At 66.7% G+C, this 15,047-nt stretch carries 14 protein-coding genes; 9 read left to right on the forward strand and 5 right to left on the reverse strand.

The features are described 5' to 3' along the window. Positions 1–100: 100 nt before the first annotated feature. Both RLQ26_05395 and RLQ26_05400 read right to left on the reverse strand, forming a co-directional pair. Entirely contained in the window at positions 101–2,734 is a 2,634-nt protein-coding gene (locus tag RLQ26_05395) for an FtsX-like permease family protein (GenBank protein MEQ9088159.1), read from the reverse strand. Then, the gene (locus tag RLQ26_05400; GenBank protein MEQ9088160.1) at positions 2,731–3,474 is read right to left on the reverse strand and encodes an ABC transporter ATP-binding protein; all 744 of its coding nucleotides are present in this window, start codon (positions 3,472–3,474) and stop codon (positions 2,731–2,733) included. Before RLQ26_05400 ends, RLQ26_05395 begins: the two co-directional genes overlap by 4 nt. Positions 3,475–3,542: 68 nt before the next feature. On the opposite strand from RLQ26_05400, the gene RLQ26_05405 reads away from it, so the two are divergent. From RLQ26_05405 to RLQ26_05420, 4 genes are all read left to right on the forward strand, one after another. Further along, positions 3,543–4,349 (forward strand): arylesterase, encoded by an 807-nt coding sequence (locus RLQ26_05405; protein MEQ9088161.1) that lies wholly within the window; start codon positions 3,543–3,545, stop codon positions 4,347–4,349. Positions 4,350–4,484: 135 nt separating this feature from the next. Continuing rightward, entirely contained in the window at positions 4,485–5,525 is a 1,041-nt protein-coding gene (locus tag RLQ26_05410; protein ID MEQ9088162.1) for an NADP(H)-dependent aldo-keto reductase, read from the forward strand. A 61-nt stretch (positions 5,526–5,586) separates the two neighbouring features. Further along, positions 5,587–6,165 (forward strand): RNA 2',3'-cyclic phosphodiesterase, encoded by a 579-nt coding sequence (thpR, locus tag RLQ26_05415; GenBank protein MEQ9088163.1) that lies wholly within the window; start codon positions 5,587–5,589, stop codon positions 6,163–6,165. 98 nt (positions 6,166–6,263) lie between these two features. Next, a complete protein-coding gene (locus RLQ26_05420; GenBank protein MEQ9088164.1) occupies positions 6,264–6,881 on the forward strand; it encodes a uracil-DNA glycosylase family protein in 618 nt (205 codons plus the stop codon). On the opposite strand, the gene RLQ26_05425 is transcribed toward RLQ26_05420, so the two are convergent. After that, positions 6,878–7,288 carry a metallopeptidase family protein gene (locus RLQ26_05425; protein ID MEQ9088165.1) on the reverse strand — a complete coding sequence of 137 codons (411 nt, stop codon included), beginning with the start codon at positions 7,286–7,288 and terminating at the stop codon, positions 6,878–6,880. The two genes, RLQ26_05420 and RLQ26_05425, sit on opposite strands and share 4 nt — an antisense overlap. An 11-nt stretch (positions 7,289–7,299) precedes the next feature. Further along, on the reverse strand, positions 7,300–8,241 hold the full coding sequence (locus tag RLQ26_05430; GenBank protein ID MEQ9088166.1) for an EamA family transporter: 942 nt from the start codon (positions 8,239–8,241) through the stop codon (positions 7,300–7,302). Positions 8,242–8,327: 86 nt separating this feature from the next. On the opposite strand from RLQ26_05430, the gene RLQ26_05435 reads away from it, so the two are divergent. From RLQ26_05435 to rlmN, 5 genes are all read left to right on the forward strand, one after another. Next, positions 8,328–10,343: an acetoacetate--CoA ligase gene (locus tag RLQ26_05435; protein ID MEQ9088167.1), complete on the forward strand. Its 2,016-nt coding sequence runs from the start codon at positions 8,328–8,330 to the stop codon at positions 10,341–10,343. A 242-nt stretch (positions 10,344–10,585) separates the two neighbouring features. After that, the gene (locus RLQ26_05440; protein MEQ9088168.1) at positions 10,586–11,230 is read left to right on the forward strand and encodes a hypothetical protein; all 645 of its coding nucleotides are present in this window, start codon (positions 10,586–10,588) and stop codon (positions 11,228–11,230) included. Between the two features lie 44 nt (positions 11,231–11,274). After that, entirely contained in the window at positions 11,275–11,826 is a 552-nt protein-coding gene (locus RLQ26_05445; GenBank protein MEQ9088169.1) for an RNA methyltransferase, read from the forward strand. Positions 11,827–11,846: 20 nt separating this feature from the next. Next, positions 11,847–12,431: an invasion associated locus B family protein gene (locus RLQ26_05450; GenBank protein MEQ9088170.1), complete on the forward strand. Its 585-nt coding sequence runs from the start codon at positions 11,847–11,849 to the stop codon at positions 12,429–12,431. Positions 12,432–12,537: 106 nt separating this feature from the next. Further along, complete coding sequence (gene rlmN / locus RLQ26_05455) at positions 12,538–13,722, forward strand: 23S rRNA (adenine(2503)-C(2))-methyltransferase RlmN (GenBank protein ID MEQ9088171.1); 1,185 nt, start codon at positions 12,538–12,540, stop codon at positions 13,720–13,722. Here the strand turns inward: rlmN and RLQ26_05460 are convergent. Further along, on the reverse strand, positions 13,719–14,816 hold the full coding sequence (locus RLQ26_05460) for an NADH:flavin oxidoreductase/NADH oxidase (GenBank protein MEQ9088172.1): 1,098 nt from the start codon (positions 14,814–14,816) through the stop codon (positions 13,719–13,721). The genes rlmN and RLQ26_05460 overlap by 4 nt on opposite strands. Between the last annotated feature and the right edge of the window lie 231 nt (positions 14,817–15,047).

The following is a 15,047-nucleotide window of genomic DNA, read 5'->3' on the forward strand; positions in this document are numbered from 1 at the left end:
TATTAGGTGCTTTGCCCGAGTTTTCAACGCCGCCAGCCTAAAATCCGCAAAAAACCGGCTGTATGACAGTTAGCCGGGGGTCCCGCGGGGGGTGGCGGTCTCACGGATTGCGCAGGAGCGGCCCCGCCCGCGCGCCCAGCGCCCGCCAGGTCCCCGCGAAGCCCCCCAGCGCCGTCAGCAGCACGGCGGATGCGGCGGTGACCAGCAGCGCCAGCGCGTCGAAAGACCAGGGCGTCTCCATCAGCTCGGTAATGACGGCGTAGGCGGCCAACGTGCCGCCAAGAGCCGCGATCAGCGTTGTGATGAGGCCAAGGAAGGCGAACTCCATCAGAAAGCTGCCGAGAATGAATCGGCGCGGTGCCCCCACCACCTTAAGGATGACCGCATCATAGATCCGGCGCTGATGGCCGGCGGCGATCGCGCCGGCGAGCACGAGCGCGCCCGCAAACACGGCCACGAGCGCGGTCAGGCGCACGGCCAGTGCGACATCGGCGACGATGGCGTTGGCCGCCTCCAGCGCGTCGCGTACGCGGATGGCCGAGATATTGGGAAACGCATCGGTTACGCGCCGCTCGAGACGGTCCTCCACCTCGGGGGGTGCGACGACCGTCGCAACATGGGTGACGGGCGCCCCGGCCAGAACGCCGGGCGAGAAGATCATGACATAGTTGAGACTGAGTGACCGCCAGTCGATCTGACGCAGATTGGCGATGGTGCCGGTAATCTCGCGCCCGAGAATATTGACCGTCAGCGTGTCGCCAACGCCCAGGGCCATGCCGCGCGCCGCCTCGACGTCGAAGCTGATAAGCGGCGCGCCCGCGTAATCGGCCGCCCACCACTCGCCGTCGACGATATCCACTTCCGCCGGCGGGCGCGCCGCCGTGGTGATGCCCCGATCGCCGCGCGTGATCCAGGCGACCTCGGGCGCAATGCTGACCTGGTCCAGCGGCACACCATCGACTGCGACAAGTCGGCCGCGCAGGTTGGGCACGTGCGCCACCTCACCGGTACCGGGGGTGGCCGACACGATTTCCGTGAACCCCTCGAGTTGATCCGGCTGGATGTCGATGAAGAAAAACGCGGGCGCGTCCTTGGGCATGCGCTGGTCGATCTCGCGCGCGAGATTGCTTTCGATCAGCGCGACCGCGACCAGGACGGTGATGCCGAGCCCGAGGGACAACACCACCCCGGGCGTTGGCGCGCCCGGCCGGTGCAGATTGGCAATGGCGAGACGCAGGCCCGGCCGGTGACGGATCTGCATTCGCCGCGCGAGGCGGATGACACCTGCCGCCGCCAGCCGAAACATGGCGAAGGTCGCGCCCGCGCCAAGGACGAACCAGAGCGCCACCACGCGATCGACACTGGCCCAGATCGCGAGAAGGCCCAGAGCCAGAAGCAGTCCCGCCACGATAAATTGGTAGCGCCGGGGCGCGCGCCGGGGGGCCGGGTCGACAAGGCCCCGGAACAGCAGGGCGGGCGAGACCTTTTCTGCCTCGCCCAGCGGCAGGAGGGAAAAGGCGAGCGCGGTCAGCAGGCCGAAGAGGGCAGCCAGCGCCAGGGGCGCGGGATAGATTCCACCCGCCACGGGCACCGGCAGCACGTCGGCGAAAAGTCCGGCCACCGGTGGCGCCAGCGCGCCCACGGCGAGGCCGCCGGCGATGCCAAGTGCGGCCATGACGCCAATCTCGAGGAGATACGTGCGAAAGATGAGGGCGGCCGGTGCGCCGAGACACTTGAGCGTGGCGATGCTTTCGGTGCGGCTGGCGAGAAAGGCGCGGACGCCATTGGCGATCCCCACGCCTCCCACGAGCAACGCAGCCAGCCCCACCAGGGTCAGGAACTGCGCCATCCGGTCGATGAAGAACTGCACCCCCGGCAGGGCATTGCCCGAGGTCTGGATGCGCCACCAGGCATCCGGGAACCGCGTCTTCAGGTCGTCTGCCCAGATTGCGGGATCGATCCCGTCCGGCAGATCGACGCGATAGAAATAGCGCACCATGCTGCCCGGCCGGATGAGACCCGTGGCTTCGAGCCCTGGTTCCGAGATCAACAGGCGCGGGCCGAAAATACCGGGCGAGACGCCCTTATCGGGCTCGAAAGCGATTTCACCCCGAACCTCGAACACCGCCTCGCCGAGACGCAGCCGGCTGCCCACCGACAGGTCGAGCGTGGCCATCAGGCTGGCATCAGCGAGCGCCCCCGGGATCGGGCCCGCTGCCGAAGGCCGGGGCGCAAGCGCGGCGGCGAGGTCTTGCGGGGGGACGATCTCAACCTCCCCGAAAAGCGGATAGGCGCTATCCACGGCCTTGAGTTCGACGAGGCGACGTCCGGGTCCGCTCGCGGCATCCGGGCCCATGTCGGACCCCGGCTCGCGATCGATCTCGGCCGCACTCGCGACCGGCCCCTCGCGCCGGGCCATCGCCCGCAGCGTCGTGATCCGGCTGACCCGGCCCGCGTCTTCCAGATGGGCAAGCTGGGCCGGGGTCGCGGGCCGGTGGGTCAGGCGCAGACTGGCGTCGCCGCCCAGTATCATCCGGCCCTGATCCCTTATGCCCTGGCTCACGGCCGCGCCAAGTGACCCCACCGCGGCGACAGCGCCGACGCCCAGAATCAGCGACAGCAGGAAGATGCGAAAGCCGCGCGTCCCGGTGCGCAATTCGCGGCGCGCGAACCGAACCGCGGCCCCGAGGCCGGGGCGCCCCGGCCTGTCCCGCTCGCCGCCGACCCCGCTCATGGCGCGCCGCCGTCAATGCCCGGGGCCGGGGCAAGGCGGCCGTCCACCAGACCCACCAGGTGATCGCAGCGGGCCGCCAGCGCCTGGTCATGGGTGATCAGCACCAGCGTGGTGCCCACCTCGGCGCTGAGCTCGAACAGAAGGTCCATGATCTGCGCCCCCGTCTCGCCATCGAGATTGCCCGTCGGCTCATCGGCGAGGAGCAGGCCGGGCTCGACCGAGAGCGCGCGGGCGACCGCGACGCGCTGCTGCTCGCCGCCCGAGAGCTGGGCCGGATAATGACCGAGCCTGTGGGCGAGACCGACACGGCCGAGCGCGGTTTCGGCGCGGTCGAAAGCGTCCCGGTGGGCCGAAAGCTCGAGCGGTACAGTCACGTTTTCGAGCGCCGTCATCGTCGGCACCAGATGAAAGCCCTGAAAGACGATGCCGACATGATCGCGGCGGAAAAGCGCGAGAGAATCCTCGTCCATTTGCGTGAGATCGTGACCGGCCACGTTGACGGCCCCGCTGCTCGGCCGCTCGAGACCCGCCATGACCATCATCAGGGTCGATTTGCCCGAACCCGAGGGGCCGGTGGTGCCAACATGGCTGCCGGGCCGGATATCCAGAGTGATGCCGCGCAGAATATTGACCAGCCCGGCCTGGCTCGGCAGGCTCAGACGGACGTCGCGCAATTCCACGATAGGCGCGGACGCGCGCGCGCCCTCGGTCGTCTTCTTGGAAACGGGCATATCGGGCATATATGGAAACTTCCGTTGAGGGTCACGAATCGGGCCGGGCAGCCTAGCCCGGAAGGATACATATGCAGATGCCCTTATGGCCAAGTTTAGGCAGATTTTGTCCGGCACCCGCCAGCCGGGCCGTCCACAGGATACGGGCGCGCGCCGCGCGGTGGATCAGACCCCGCCGGATCGGAAAGATCGCGGGCCTCGTCCTCGTCGCCCTCTGGCTCGCCCTGCCCGGCCCGGCGCCGGCCGCGGCGGAGCCCGGTGCGGCAGCGCAGGCCGGACCCATTACCCTGCTGGCCTTCGGCGACAGCCTGACCGCCGGCTATGGTCTTCCGGTCGAGGACTCCTTCCCGGCCCGGCTCGAGACGGCGCTTCGCGAAAAGGGTATCGAGGCCCGTGTCCTCAACGCCGGGGTTTCCGGGGACACCACGGCCGGAGGCCTGGCCCGGCTCGACTGGTCGCTCGCCCAGAAACCCGACGCCGTGATCCTCGAGCTCGGGGCCAATGACGGACTGCGCGGCTTTGAGCCCGAGACGACCCACGACAACCTCGGCGCCATTCTGGAAAAACTCGCCGGGCGCGATATCGCCGTTCTTCTGACCGGGATGCGCGCGCCCCCCAATTACGGCGAGGAATACGCGATCGCCTTCAACGGCGTTTACGAGCGGCTCAGCCGCGCCTTCGATGTCCTCTATTATCCGTTCTTCCTGGAAGGGGTCGCCGGCGATCCGGCACTCAATCAGGATGACGGCATCCATCCCAACCGGGCAGGCGTGGACGTGATCGTCTCGAACATTCTGCCCCATGTCCGCCGGCTTATCGCCCATGTCCGCGCGGCCGACGCGACGGCGCCGAAACCGGCGGCCGCGGCCGATGCCGGCAACTGAAGGACCACGCGCAAGACCGGGCCGTCAGCGCTGCCCGGTTTCCAGAGGCGCCGGTTTTCGCTAAAACCGGTCCGGGCCAGGCTCCCGGCCATCCCCGCAACCATCCCCGCAACCATCCGCGTATAAAGGAACCTCATGCAAACCCGTCCCCTTGGCTGGTCAGGCCTGGAAGTGAGCGACATCTGCCTCGGCACCATGACGTTCGGCCAGCAGAACAGCGAGGCCGACGGACACGCGCAGATGGATTACGCGCTGGATCACGGCGTCAATTTCATCGACACGGCAGAGATGTATTCGGTCCCGGCCCGTGCCGAGACCTATGGCCGGACCGAGGAAATCGTCGGCACATGGCTCGCTGCGCGGCGGAACCGGGACAGGATCATTCTGGCCACCAAGGTGGCAGGGCCCACGGCGATGCACTGGATCCGCGACAATCGGGCGGACCTCGACCGTCGCAACATCATCGCCGCGCTCGATGCCAGCCTGAAGCGGCTCAGAACCGATTATGTCGATCTTTATCAGCTGCACTGGCCGAGCCGGCCGACCAACTGTTTCGGCAAGCTGGGTTACGTGCATCAGCCCGACGCCCATGCGGTCCCGATCGAGGAATCCCACGAGACGCTGGCAGAGCTGGTCAAGGCAGGCAAGATCCGCCATTTCGGCCTGTCCAATGAGACGCCCTGGGGGCTGGCGGCCTTTTTGCGCCTGGCCGAGTCCCGCGGCTGGCCGCGGCCCGTCTCGATCCAGAACCCCTACAGCCTGGTGAACCGGACCTTCGAGGTGGGGCTGGCGGAAATGGCGATCCGCGAGGAATGCGGGCTTCTCGGCTATTCACCGCTCGGCTTCGGCACGCTCTCGGGCAAATATCTCCGTGACCAGCATCCGGCGGACAGTCGCCTGACCCTGTTCGGCGACAAGTTTCCCCGCTACCAGAAGCCGCTCGTGGGCCGGGCGGTCGAGGAATACGTGGCGCTGGCCGAATCCCGCGGTCTCGACCCGGCGCAGATGGCGATCGCCTTCGCCTGCCACCAGCCCTTCATGACATCGGTCATCATCGGGGCCACCCGCGCCGATCAGCTTGCAGCCGATATTGCGGCGGCCGACATCATCCTCCCGCCCGATCTCCTGGAGGAGATCGAGAAAATCCACGCCAGGATTCCAAATCCGGCCCCATAACCGTCAAATTTCGGATATACTGTAGGGGCTCACGGGTGAACGGCTATATCTGGGGGTCTCCATGGTTCGTCTGTTTGTCGGTCTCGAATTCGACGCAGATGTGCAGGCCCGACTGGCGACACTGACTGGTGGTGTGCCGGGGGCACGCTGGGTCCAGCCACCCAATTTCCACCTGACACTTCGCTTCGTGGGCGAGATCGGCCACGACACGATGGACGACCTCGATACCATGCTGGCCGGCATCGCCGCCCCCGCCTTCGATCTGTCCCTGATGCGGACCGGCTACTTCGGATCGCCCGAAAGCCCGCGCATGCTCTGGATCGGGACCGACCGCAATTCGGCGCTCGCTCATCTCCAGTCCAAGATCGAGTCCGCGATCGTCCGGGCGGGGCTGCCGCCGGAACCGCGCAAATTCATCCCCCATGTCACGCTCGCCCGGCTGCGTCATGCCTCGGGCCATGACGTCACCAAATTCATGGCCGAGCGCAACCTGTTCCGGATTGACGAAATTCCGGTGCGGCGGTTTACCCTGTTCTCGAGTTTCCTCGCCCATTCAGGAGCCATTCACACGCCCGAGGCGCATTACGAACTTGACGATCCCGTCTGGGCCGGCGCGTTCGCCGCCGCCCATCGCGCCTGACGTCCCTGCGGGAGAGCATCCGCTGGCACCCTGGCAGTCATGCGAGATATCGTGATCCTTGACGGTCCCATCGAACCCCTGTTGGCGGGAACACGGTCGTGACGGCTCCCGATCCGGCCGCAGCCAGGCTCGAAACGCTTCTCGGCCAAATTCGCGCCTGCCGGATTTGCGCCGCGCATCTCCCGCTCGGCCCCCGGCCCGTCCTGCGCGCGGCCCCGTCGGCCCGGATCGCCATTGTCGGCCAGGCCCCCGGCACGCGCGTGCATGAAACGGGCATCCCGTGGGACGATGCCTCGGGCAAGCGACTGCGGGACTGGCTCGATCTCGACGACGAGGTCTTTTACGACGACCGCCGGATCGCGATCACGCCCATGGGTTTCTGCTATCCCGGCCGTCTGCCGCAGGGCGGCGACCGGCCGCCCCGGCCCGAATGCGCATCGACCTGGCACGCGGAACTGCGACGCCACCTTCCACGCCTCGAACTGACTCTCCTTGTCGGCAGCTATGCGCAGAAATTTTATCTTGGCCGCGACGCCCGGCGCACGATGGGAGAGACGGTGCGTCACTGGCACGATTGCGGGCCGACATTTTTTCCGATGCCTCATCCAAGCTGGCGCGTCACCAACTGGCTGAAGCAGAACCCCTGGTTCGAGCGCGAGGCGGTACCCGTCCTGCGCCAGCGTGTGCGGGACATCCTGGCAGGTTGGCACGCTTAGCCGCCGTCATCGGTACTGTCCTCGATCGCGGCCATGTCCGCGTCGCTGAAGCCGAAGTGATGGCCGATTTCGTGGATCAGCACGTGGCGCAGCACCTGCGCAAAGGCTTCGCCCGTCTCGGCGCAATAGGCCTCGATGGGCACGAGATAAAGAAACACCATGTCGACATCGAGCGGCACATCGAGCGTCGATTTGCGGTCGAGTGACACGCCCCGGTAGAGGCCCAGCAACTCGTACGGGCTTTCGAGTCCGAAATCGGCCGTTGTTTCCTCGTCGGGGAAATCGACGACGCGGATGGCCACGCCCGATGCCGCGTCCCGCAACAGCGGGGGCAGGGTGCGGAAAATCTCGTCCGCCAGCGCCTCTGCCTCAGCCGCTTTCTGGTCGCTTGCACGCTTTTCCCGCACCGCCCTCTCCCCTACATCGGCCCCGCGCCAAAGCGCGGTCCCTCGCTGTCCCGCTGCCGGGCCCGGCTCAGGACATGCTCACGCCGCGTCACATAGGCGGACGCGCCGACGATCACCGCCGCTCCGATCCAGGTGGTCAGATCGGTAACCTCGCCGAAGAACAGATAACCGATCAGCGCCACCATCGGCAGACGGACATAATCATAGGGTGCCACGGCGCTGGCGTCCGCGGCGGCAAGCGCCCGGCTCAGGCAGATCTGGGCGAAGGTGCCGATGACGCCCGTGACGGCGAGCCAGAGGAGCCCCGTAAGGTCCGGGGTCTTCCAGACGAAAAGGGCGGGAATGAGCGCCATGGGAGTGACGTAAAGGCCAAGCTGGACGACGATGGCTTCAGGCGATTCGGTGCGCGAGAGCGATTTCACCACCAGCGTCGCGGCCGCGATGGCCGCGGCCGAGGCCAGCGCAAACCCGGCCTCGATCGGAATGTCCGCAGTGTCGGGGCGCATGATAATGATGACGCCGAGAAAGCCGACGATGACGGCGATCCAACGCCGGAACCAGACCTTTTCGCCAAGGATCAGGACCGCGCCGATCGTGGCGAACAGCGGCGCGGTGAAGCTGAGTGTCACGGCCTGACTCATTGGCACCAGGCTGACCGCCATGAACCAGGTGGACATGGCGATCAGGCTTAAAAAGGCACGGAGCAGGAACGTCCCCGGCCGGCTTGTGCTGAGGCCCCGCGGCCCGGCCCGCAGGACCCACGGCGCCATCGCCAAAAGACCGAACAGGTTGCGGAAAAAAACGATCTCGAGTGGGTGATAATCGGCCGAGAGATAACGGACCATCCCGACGACGCCCGCGAAGCCGGCCGCCGTCATCACGGCCCAGAACGCGGCGCGCGCCTGCCCCGGCAGGGCATTGAATTTCCCGATGAGCGCTGATTTTGTGGACACAGCCAACGCTACCCGTTCGCAGGACACAAGGCCAGATGGCGCGACATTGACAGAATGTTGCGCGCGATGTGTAAGATCGTCCGAGCATGACCGATCCCGACACATCCTCGAACCCATCCGCGCCGTCCGCCGAGAAGCCTCTTTGGGTGCCCGATCCGGCCGCAGCACAGGACAGCCGGATGGCGGCCTTCCAGCGCGGCTTCGCCAAGCGGCTTGGCACGCGGTTCAGCGAATATCACGACCTCTGGCGCGCTTCCGTCGATCATCCCGCCACCTTCTGGCAGGCCATCCTGGACGAGAGCGACGTCGTCTGTGAGGGCACGGCCGATCCCGTGATCGAGAATGCGGACTCCATGCCGGGCGCGCGGTTCTTTCCGGGGCTGCGCCTGAATTTCGCCGAGAACCTGTTGCACCATGCCCGGGCGCGCGGATCGGAGGACGCCATCCTTTTTTGGGGCGAAGACGGGACCCGCCGGCGGCTTTCCTGGGCGGAGCTGGTCGCCGCCACCGATCGCCTGGCGGGGGCGTTTCACGATCACGGCATCCGGCCCGGCGACCGTATTGCCGCCTACATGCCCAACATTCCCGAAACCGTCATCGCCATGCTGGCGGCGACCAAGCTGGGCGCCATCTGGTCCTCCTGCTCGTCCGATTTCGGCACCCGCGGCGTGGTCGAGCGCCTGGCCCAGATCAGACCGAGGATCCTCGTCGCGGCCGACGGATATTTCTACGGCGGCAAGGCACATGACCGGATGGAACGGATCGCCGAGATCGCCGGCCAGTTGCCGGGACTCGAAAAAATCGTGCTGGTGCCCTTCCTCGACCCGCAACCGGCGATGGACCGCCTCGGCCCGCACGCGGCACGCACGGTGATGCTCGATGACCTGCTGGCGGCGGGCGAGGGGGTGGCGACCGCCTATCATCGCGCCGGCTTCAACGACCCGCTCTATGTCCTGTACTCGTCGGGCACAACGGGACTGCCCAAGGGGATCGTGCACAATACGGGCGGCGTTCTGCTCCAGCACATCAAGGAGCATCGCCTGCATTGCGACATCCGGCCGGGCGATCGCGTGTTCTATTTCACCACCTGCGGCTGGATGATGTGGAACTGGCTCGTCTCGGCATTGGCGAGCGGCGCCACCATCGTGCTGTTCGACGGCTCACCAGTGCATCCGAAGCCCGACATCCTCTTCGACCTCGCAGCCGAGACGAAGCTCACGCTTTTCGGCTGCGGCGCCAAGTATCTCGATTCGGTCGCCAAGGAAAACCTGTCCCCCGTGGACAGTCACGATCTTTCGGCCCTTCGGATGATCTGTTCCACCGGCTCGCCCCTGGTGCCGGAGCGCTTCGACGACGTGTACCGGCTGATCAAGAAGGATGTGTGTCTCGCCTCGATTTCGGGCGGCACAGATATTGTCTCCTGTTTTATGCTGGGCTGTCCCACGCGCGCGGTCTGGCGCGGAGAGATTCAGGCCCGCGGACTGGGCATGGCGGTGGACGTGTTCGACGAGGCGGGCGGGCCGGTCCGGGGCGAGAAGGGGGAACTGGTCTGCACCCGGCCCTTCCCCTCGATGCCCGTTGGCTTCTGGAACGATCCGGACGGCAGCCGTTACCGCGCCGCCTATTTCGAGCGGTTTCCCGGAGTCTGGTGCCATGGCGATTATGTCGAGCTGACGCGGCACGATGGCCTCATCGTCTATGGCCGCTCGGACGCGGTGCTCAACCCTGGCGGTGTGCGGATCGGAACGGCCGAAATCTACCGCCAGGTGGAACAGATTCCGGAAGTGCTGGAATCGGTCGCCATCGGCCAGGAATGGCAGGGTGACGTGCGGGTCGTGCTGTTCGTGCGTCTGCGCGAGGAGGGTTCGCTCACGGACGAGCTTGCCGCCACGATCAGGGAGCGCATCCGTGCCAATACCACGCCGCGCCATGTCCCGGCGCGGATCGCCGAGGTGAGCGATATCCCCCGCACGCGGAGCGGCAAGATCGTGGAGCTGGCCATCCGGGATGTCGTCCATGGCCGGCCGGTCAAGAACCGGAGCGCGCTCGCCAATCCCGACGCGCTGGAGCAGTTCCGCGCCCGCCCCGAGATTTCCGCCTGAGCGACGACAAAAACGGCGGCGCACCGCGAAAACACGGCATTCGGACGTGCCGGGGACCGGGTTCACACATCTTTGACAGTCCCGGCCCCGTCCTGATCGTTGTCAGCCCGGGTCGGGATGCTAAGGTGCCGCGGGATGAAGGAGGGGTCTGGTGGCGTCCGTAGCCTGCGGCCACGGGCACGAACCGCCGGCCACCGGCCAGGGGCACGAGAAACCGGAGAAAGCGAAAACGGAGACAGGAAATGGGTAAGAGCAAAAACCATCTCACGGCGTTTCCCAGAAAGGCCGGCACCCTGGGCGCGCTGCGCCTCGCATCCGCCCTGGCGCTCGGGACGGGCCTCCTTCTCGGCCCCGGCGCGGCCTGGGCCGTTTGCGGCAAGGGACGGCCGACCGTTTCCTACCAGGCCAAGAAGACCATCACCCAGGGTGAGGTGAGCGTATCGGCCGTGACCTATGCCACGGCCGAGATGGAGCGTCACGAACCGGCGGGCATGACGGAAGTGCTGATTTACCGCTACGACAAGCAGGTGGAATGGATGCTGCTGCCGGAGTTCAAGAAATTTTCGGAAATCGAGCTGGCCGAGGATCCCGAAGAATACATGGAATCGGAACCTGCCGGCGAAGGGACGCTGAACGGCGAGCCCGTCCTCAAGTGCAAATTCTCGGCCGTCTATCCCGACGGCGGCACCGAGGAAGGGACGATGTGGATCAACGACGAGAATGTCGTGCTCAAACGCGAGGGCACACTCACCGATCCTCAGGGCGAGATCGCCTATTCGGAAGAACTCAGTGACTACAAGGTGGTCGACCACGACCCGACCCTGTTCGCCGTGCCGGAGGATTATGACCCGAACCCGATCATGATCCAGGGGCTGGGGACCAACTAGCCCGCCACCTTGCCATCGCTGCCGGAACCGGGCATATCTGGCCCATGCGCGGCTATTTCGGCATCGGTGTCGAGACGATCTCGAAACCCATGAACGCGGGCAACCTGTTCCGCTCCGCTCATGCGTTCGGCGCCAGCTTCGTCTTCGCGGTGGACCCGCAGTTCTCCATCCGCGAAGCCGGCCTCGCGGACACCTCCTGCGCCGCCAACAACGTGCCGCTTTTCGAGTTCGACAGCGTTGGCGACATGGAATTGCCGGCGGGATGCGAACTGGTGGGGGTCGAGCTGGTAGAGGACGCGGTGAGCCTGCCCAGTTTCCGCCATCCGCGCCGGTGCGCCTACGTGCTGGGGCCCGAACGCGGAAATCTGTCGGATGCGATGCTGGCGCGCTGCCGCCATGTTGTCAAAATCCCGACGAAGTTCTGCATTAACGTCGGTGTCGCTGGCGCGATCGTGATGTATGACCGGCAGCTTTCGCTTGGCCGTTTCGCCGAGCGGCCCGTCGCGGCGGGCGGAAACATGAGCCCGCTTCCGCCGCCGGTGCATGGCCGGCCGGTACTGCGCACCGTGGGCCGTCGGGGTGGCAGCGAGACATGAGCGGGGAAACATCAGGAACCATGATGACAAGGTGGATGATGAGAAATCTCGGGACCGGTTTTCGGAAACTTCGCCACGCTGGCGCCGCCGCAATAGCCATGGCGCTGCTGGCGGGGCTGGTGGCGACGGGCGCGCGGGCAGCGGCGCCCACCTTTATCGGGATGTTCGGCGCCTGGGCCGCCTATGAGGCGGAAGTGAGCGGAAACGACGGCGCGGGCCGGGTCTGCTACATTGCGAGCGAGCCCTACGAGGACGAAGGCAATTACACGCGCCGGGGCGATATCTTCGCCCAGGTTTCCCATTGGCCCGGTCGCAATGGCGGCGTCACGGGTGAAGTTTCGTTCATCGCCGGCTACACTTACGAGGAAGGCAGCACGGTCGAGGTCACCGTCGGCGGGCGCGCCTTCAAGCTGTTCACCCAGAACAACAAGGCCTGGCTGGCCAGCCAGGCGGACGAGGAAGCCCTTGTCCAGGCGATGATAAGGGGCACGGATATGGTGGTCACGGGCACCTCCAGCCGGGGGACCCTGACCACCGACACTTATTCGCTCAAGGGATTTACGGCCGCCTATCGCAAGATTTCCGAAGCTTGCGGCACCGGCTAGGCAGGCCGACCGCGACCGCGCGCCCGGGAGACGGGCGGCCGCCCTCGAGGCCGCCCTTTCCTAACCGGTGCGGGCAGCCTATATGGAGGGCGAAAGGCCGCCCGTGATGACTTCTTCCACCGCCACATCCCCCGCCGTATCCGCCGCCCCTGTCGCAAACTCCGGCGAGCTCGGCGCGCGCGCCGGCCTGATTGGCCTCTCGCGGGCCGAACTGGCGGATTTCCTTGCCGGCCTCGGCGAGGCGCCCTTTCGGGCCAAGCAGCTCTGGCACTGGATCTACAATCAGGGCGTCTCGGATTTCGCCGCCATGACGAGCCTCGGCAAGCCCCTGCGCCAGCGCCTTGGCGAGCACGCCGATATTACCCGGCCCGAAATCGCGAGCGAACAAATCAGCCATGACGGCACCCGTAAATGGCTTCTGCGGCTTGCCGATGGCAATCTGGTCGAGACCGTGTTCATCCCCGAAGAGGACCGCGGCACGCTGTGCGTCTCCTCCCAGGTGGGCTGCACGCTGACCTGCCGCTTCTGTCATACCGGCACCCAGCGGCTGGTGCGCAACCTGACCGCGGGCGAGATCACGGCGCAGGTCCTCGTGGCCCGCGATCGAATTGGCGAGTGGCCGACCGCCCGGCCCGGCGCGAAGCCCCCCGACGCGCCCGAGCGCTGGATCAGCAATATCGTGCTGATGGGTATGGGTGAGCCTCTCTACAATTTCGACAACGTCGCCCGGGCGCTCGACATCGTCACCGATAACGAAGGCATCCAGATCAGCAAGCGGCGCATCACCCTGTCGACGGCAGGGGTGGTGCCGATGATGGAGACCTGCGGCAGGCGGCTCGGCGTCAACCTCGCCGTCTCGCTCCATGCGACGACGGACGCGCTGCGCGACGAGATCGTGCCGCTCAACCGGAAATATCCGATCGCCGCCCTGCTGAAAGCCTGCCGCGAGTATCCGCGCGCGCGCAACTCCAACCGCATCACCTTCGAATATGTGATGTTGAAGGACGTGAATGACAGCGCCGAGGATGCGCGCCGGCTGCTCAAGCTGATCGAGGGAATTCCGGCCAAGGTCAATCTCATTCCCTTCAATCCCTGGCCGGGCGCGCCTTATGAATGCGCGGATGACGAGACGATCGAGCGTTTCGCCGGCATCGTGATGAAGGCGGGCTATGCCTCGCCCGTGCGCACGCCGCGCGGGCGCGATATCCTTGCCGCCTGCGGCCAGCTCAAGAGCGCGTCCGAGCGCCCGTCGAAAAGCCGTCTGGTCCGGGAGAGCCAGACCCCCGCCTAAAGCCACCAGTCGTACTGGATCGGTCGGGCCGGCAGGCCGGCCTCCCGACCCAGCTCGACCGCCGCACGCCGGGGCCAGTACGGGTCCTCGAGCAGCTTGCGGCCGAACAGCACCAGATCCGCCTTGGCCTCGGCGACGATCGCATCGGCCATGCGCGCATCGCTGATCGCCCCGACGGCGGCGGTCGCGATATCGCCCGTGCGCCGCACCTCCGCCGCCAGCGGCACCTGAAAGCCGGGAGCATAGACGAGGCTGCCGCCCGGCGCCGCGCCGCCCGAACTGCAATCCACGAGATCGAGGCCAAGCGGCCTGAGGTCGCGCGCGACCCGCGCCGAGTCCGCGACCTGCCAGCCTTCGGCAAACCCGTCAGCGGTCGAGAGCCGCAGGAAAAGCGGCTTGCCCTCGGGCCATTCCCCGCGAATCGCACTGACGGTCTCACGCAGGATCCGGGTGCGGTTTTCGAAACTGCCGCCATAGGCGTCCCGGCGCCTGTTGGTCAGGGGCGAATAGAAACCGTGCAGCAGGTAGCCGTGGGCGCCGTGAATCTCGATCACATCGAAGCCCGCCTCGCGCGCGCGCCGCGCCGCCTGGCCGAAGGCGCTGGTGATGTCGGCGATCTCGTCCGGCGTCACCGCCCGCGGCAACTTGGTGATTTCGCCAAAGGCAAGCGCGCTCGCTGCCACGGTGGGCCAGCCCTCGGCGTCATCATCGGGCAGCGAATAACCGGCCGCATCGCCTTTGGGCCGGCCGTCGGCCCAGGGGCGGCTCGAACTGGCCTTGACCCCCGCATGGGCAAGCTGAATCGCGGGGACGGCGCCGAAGGATCTGATCATCTCGGCCACCCGGCGCCATTGCGGAATATGGTCGTCTGACCAGATGCCCGTATCGGCGTAGGTGATGCGGCCCTCGGGCCGGACCGCCGTGGCCTCAACGATGATGAGCCCGGCCCCGCCCTGGGCGCGGGCGCCCAGATGCATCAGATGCCAATCGCCGATAAAGCCGTCGCGCGCGCTGTACTGGCACATGGGCGACAGGCCGATCCGGTTGGGAAACGTGACGTCGCGCAGGGAGAGCGGGTCGAACAGGCCGGGCATGGCACCTCTCGAAATTCGTGTGGGATCGCAACTCTTGGCAGGAGTGGCACGGGGGATCGGACGAACGGGACCGGAGCCGTTCATGCCGGTTGGCCGGCCCGGTCGGCCGGGGACGACAAAATAGCTTGCCGCGCCCGGTTTGCAAGCCGTGCAATACGCTCCCGCGCTGCCGCCGGGGGCGCCGGGGCCGCGAGCGCGGCCGGGTCTCTTGCCCGGCCGAGCCAAGCCCCT

Source organism: Alphaproteobacteria bacterium, assembly GCA_040220875.1.
In the GTDB taxonomy this organism is placed as follows: domain Bacteria; phylum Pseudomonadota; class Alphaproteobacteria; order JAVJVX01; family JAVJVX01; genus JAVJVX01.

What these genes read in the sequence shown, in the direction of transcription:
- RLQ26_05405 (MEQ9088161.1), top strand. Translation starts at nt 3,543, where the DNA reads ATGCCCTTATGGCCAAGTTTAGGCAGATTTTGTCCGGCACCCGCCAGC.
- RLQ26_05445 (MEQ9088169.1), top strand. Translation starts at nt 11,275, where the DNA reads ATGCGCGGCTATTTCGGCATCGGTGTCGAGACGATCTCGAAACCCATG.
- RLQ26_05410 (MEQ9088162.1), top strand. Translation starts at nt 4,485, where the DNA reads ATGCAAACCCGTCCCCTTGGCTGGTCAGGCCTGGAAGTGAGCGACATC.
- RLQ26_05435 (MEQ9088167.1), top strand. Translation starts at nt 8,328, where the DNA reads ATGACCGATCCCGACACATCCTCGAACCCATCCGCGCCGTCCGCCGAG.
- RLQ26_05450 (MEQ9088170.1), top strand. Translation starts at nt 11,847, where the DNA reads ATGATGACAAGGTGGATGATGAGAAATCTCGGGACCGGTTTTCGGAAA.
- RLQ26_05400 (MEQ9088160.1), bottom strand. Translation starts at nt 3,474, where the DNA reads ATGCCCGATATGCCCGTTTCCAAGAAGACGACCGAGGGCGCGCGCGCG.
- RLQ26_05395 (MEQ9088159.1), bottom strand. Translation starts at nt 2,734, where the DNA reads ATGAGCGGGGTCGGCGGCGAGCGGGACAGGCCGGGGCGCCCCGGCCTC.
- thpR (MEQ9088163.1), top strand. Translation starts at nt 5,587, where the DNA reads ATGGTTCGTCTGTTTGTCGGTCTCGAATTCGACGCAGATGTGCAGGCC.
- RLQ26_05440 (MEQ9088168.1), top strand. Translation starts at nt 10,586, where the DNA reads ATGGGTAAGAGCAAAAACCATCTCACGGCGTTTCCCAGAAAGGCCGGC.
- rlmN (MEQ9088171.1), top strand. Translation starts at nt 12,538, where the DNA reads ATGACTTCTTCCACCGCCACATCCCCCGCCGTATCCGCCGCCCCTGTC.
- RLQ26_05460 (MEQ9088172.1), bottom strand. Translation starts at nt 14,816, where the DNA reads ATGCCCGGCCTGTTCGACCCGCTCTCCCTGCGCGACGTCACGTTTCCC.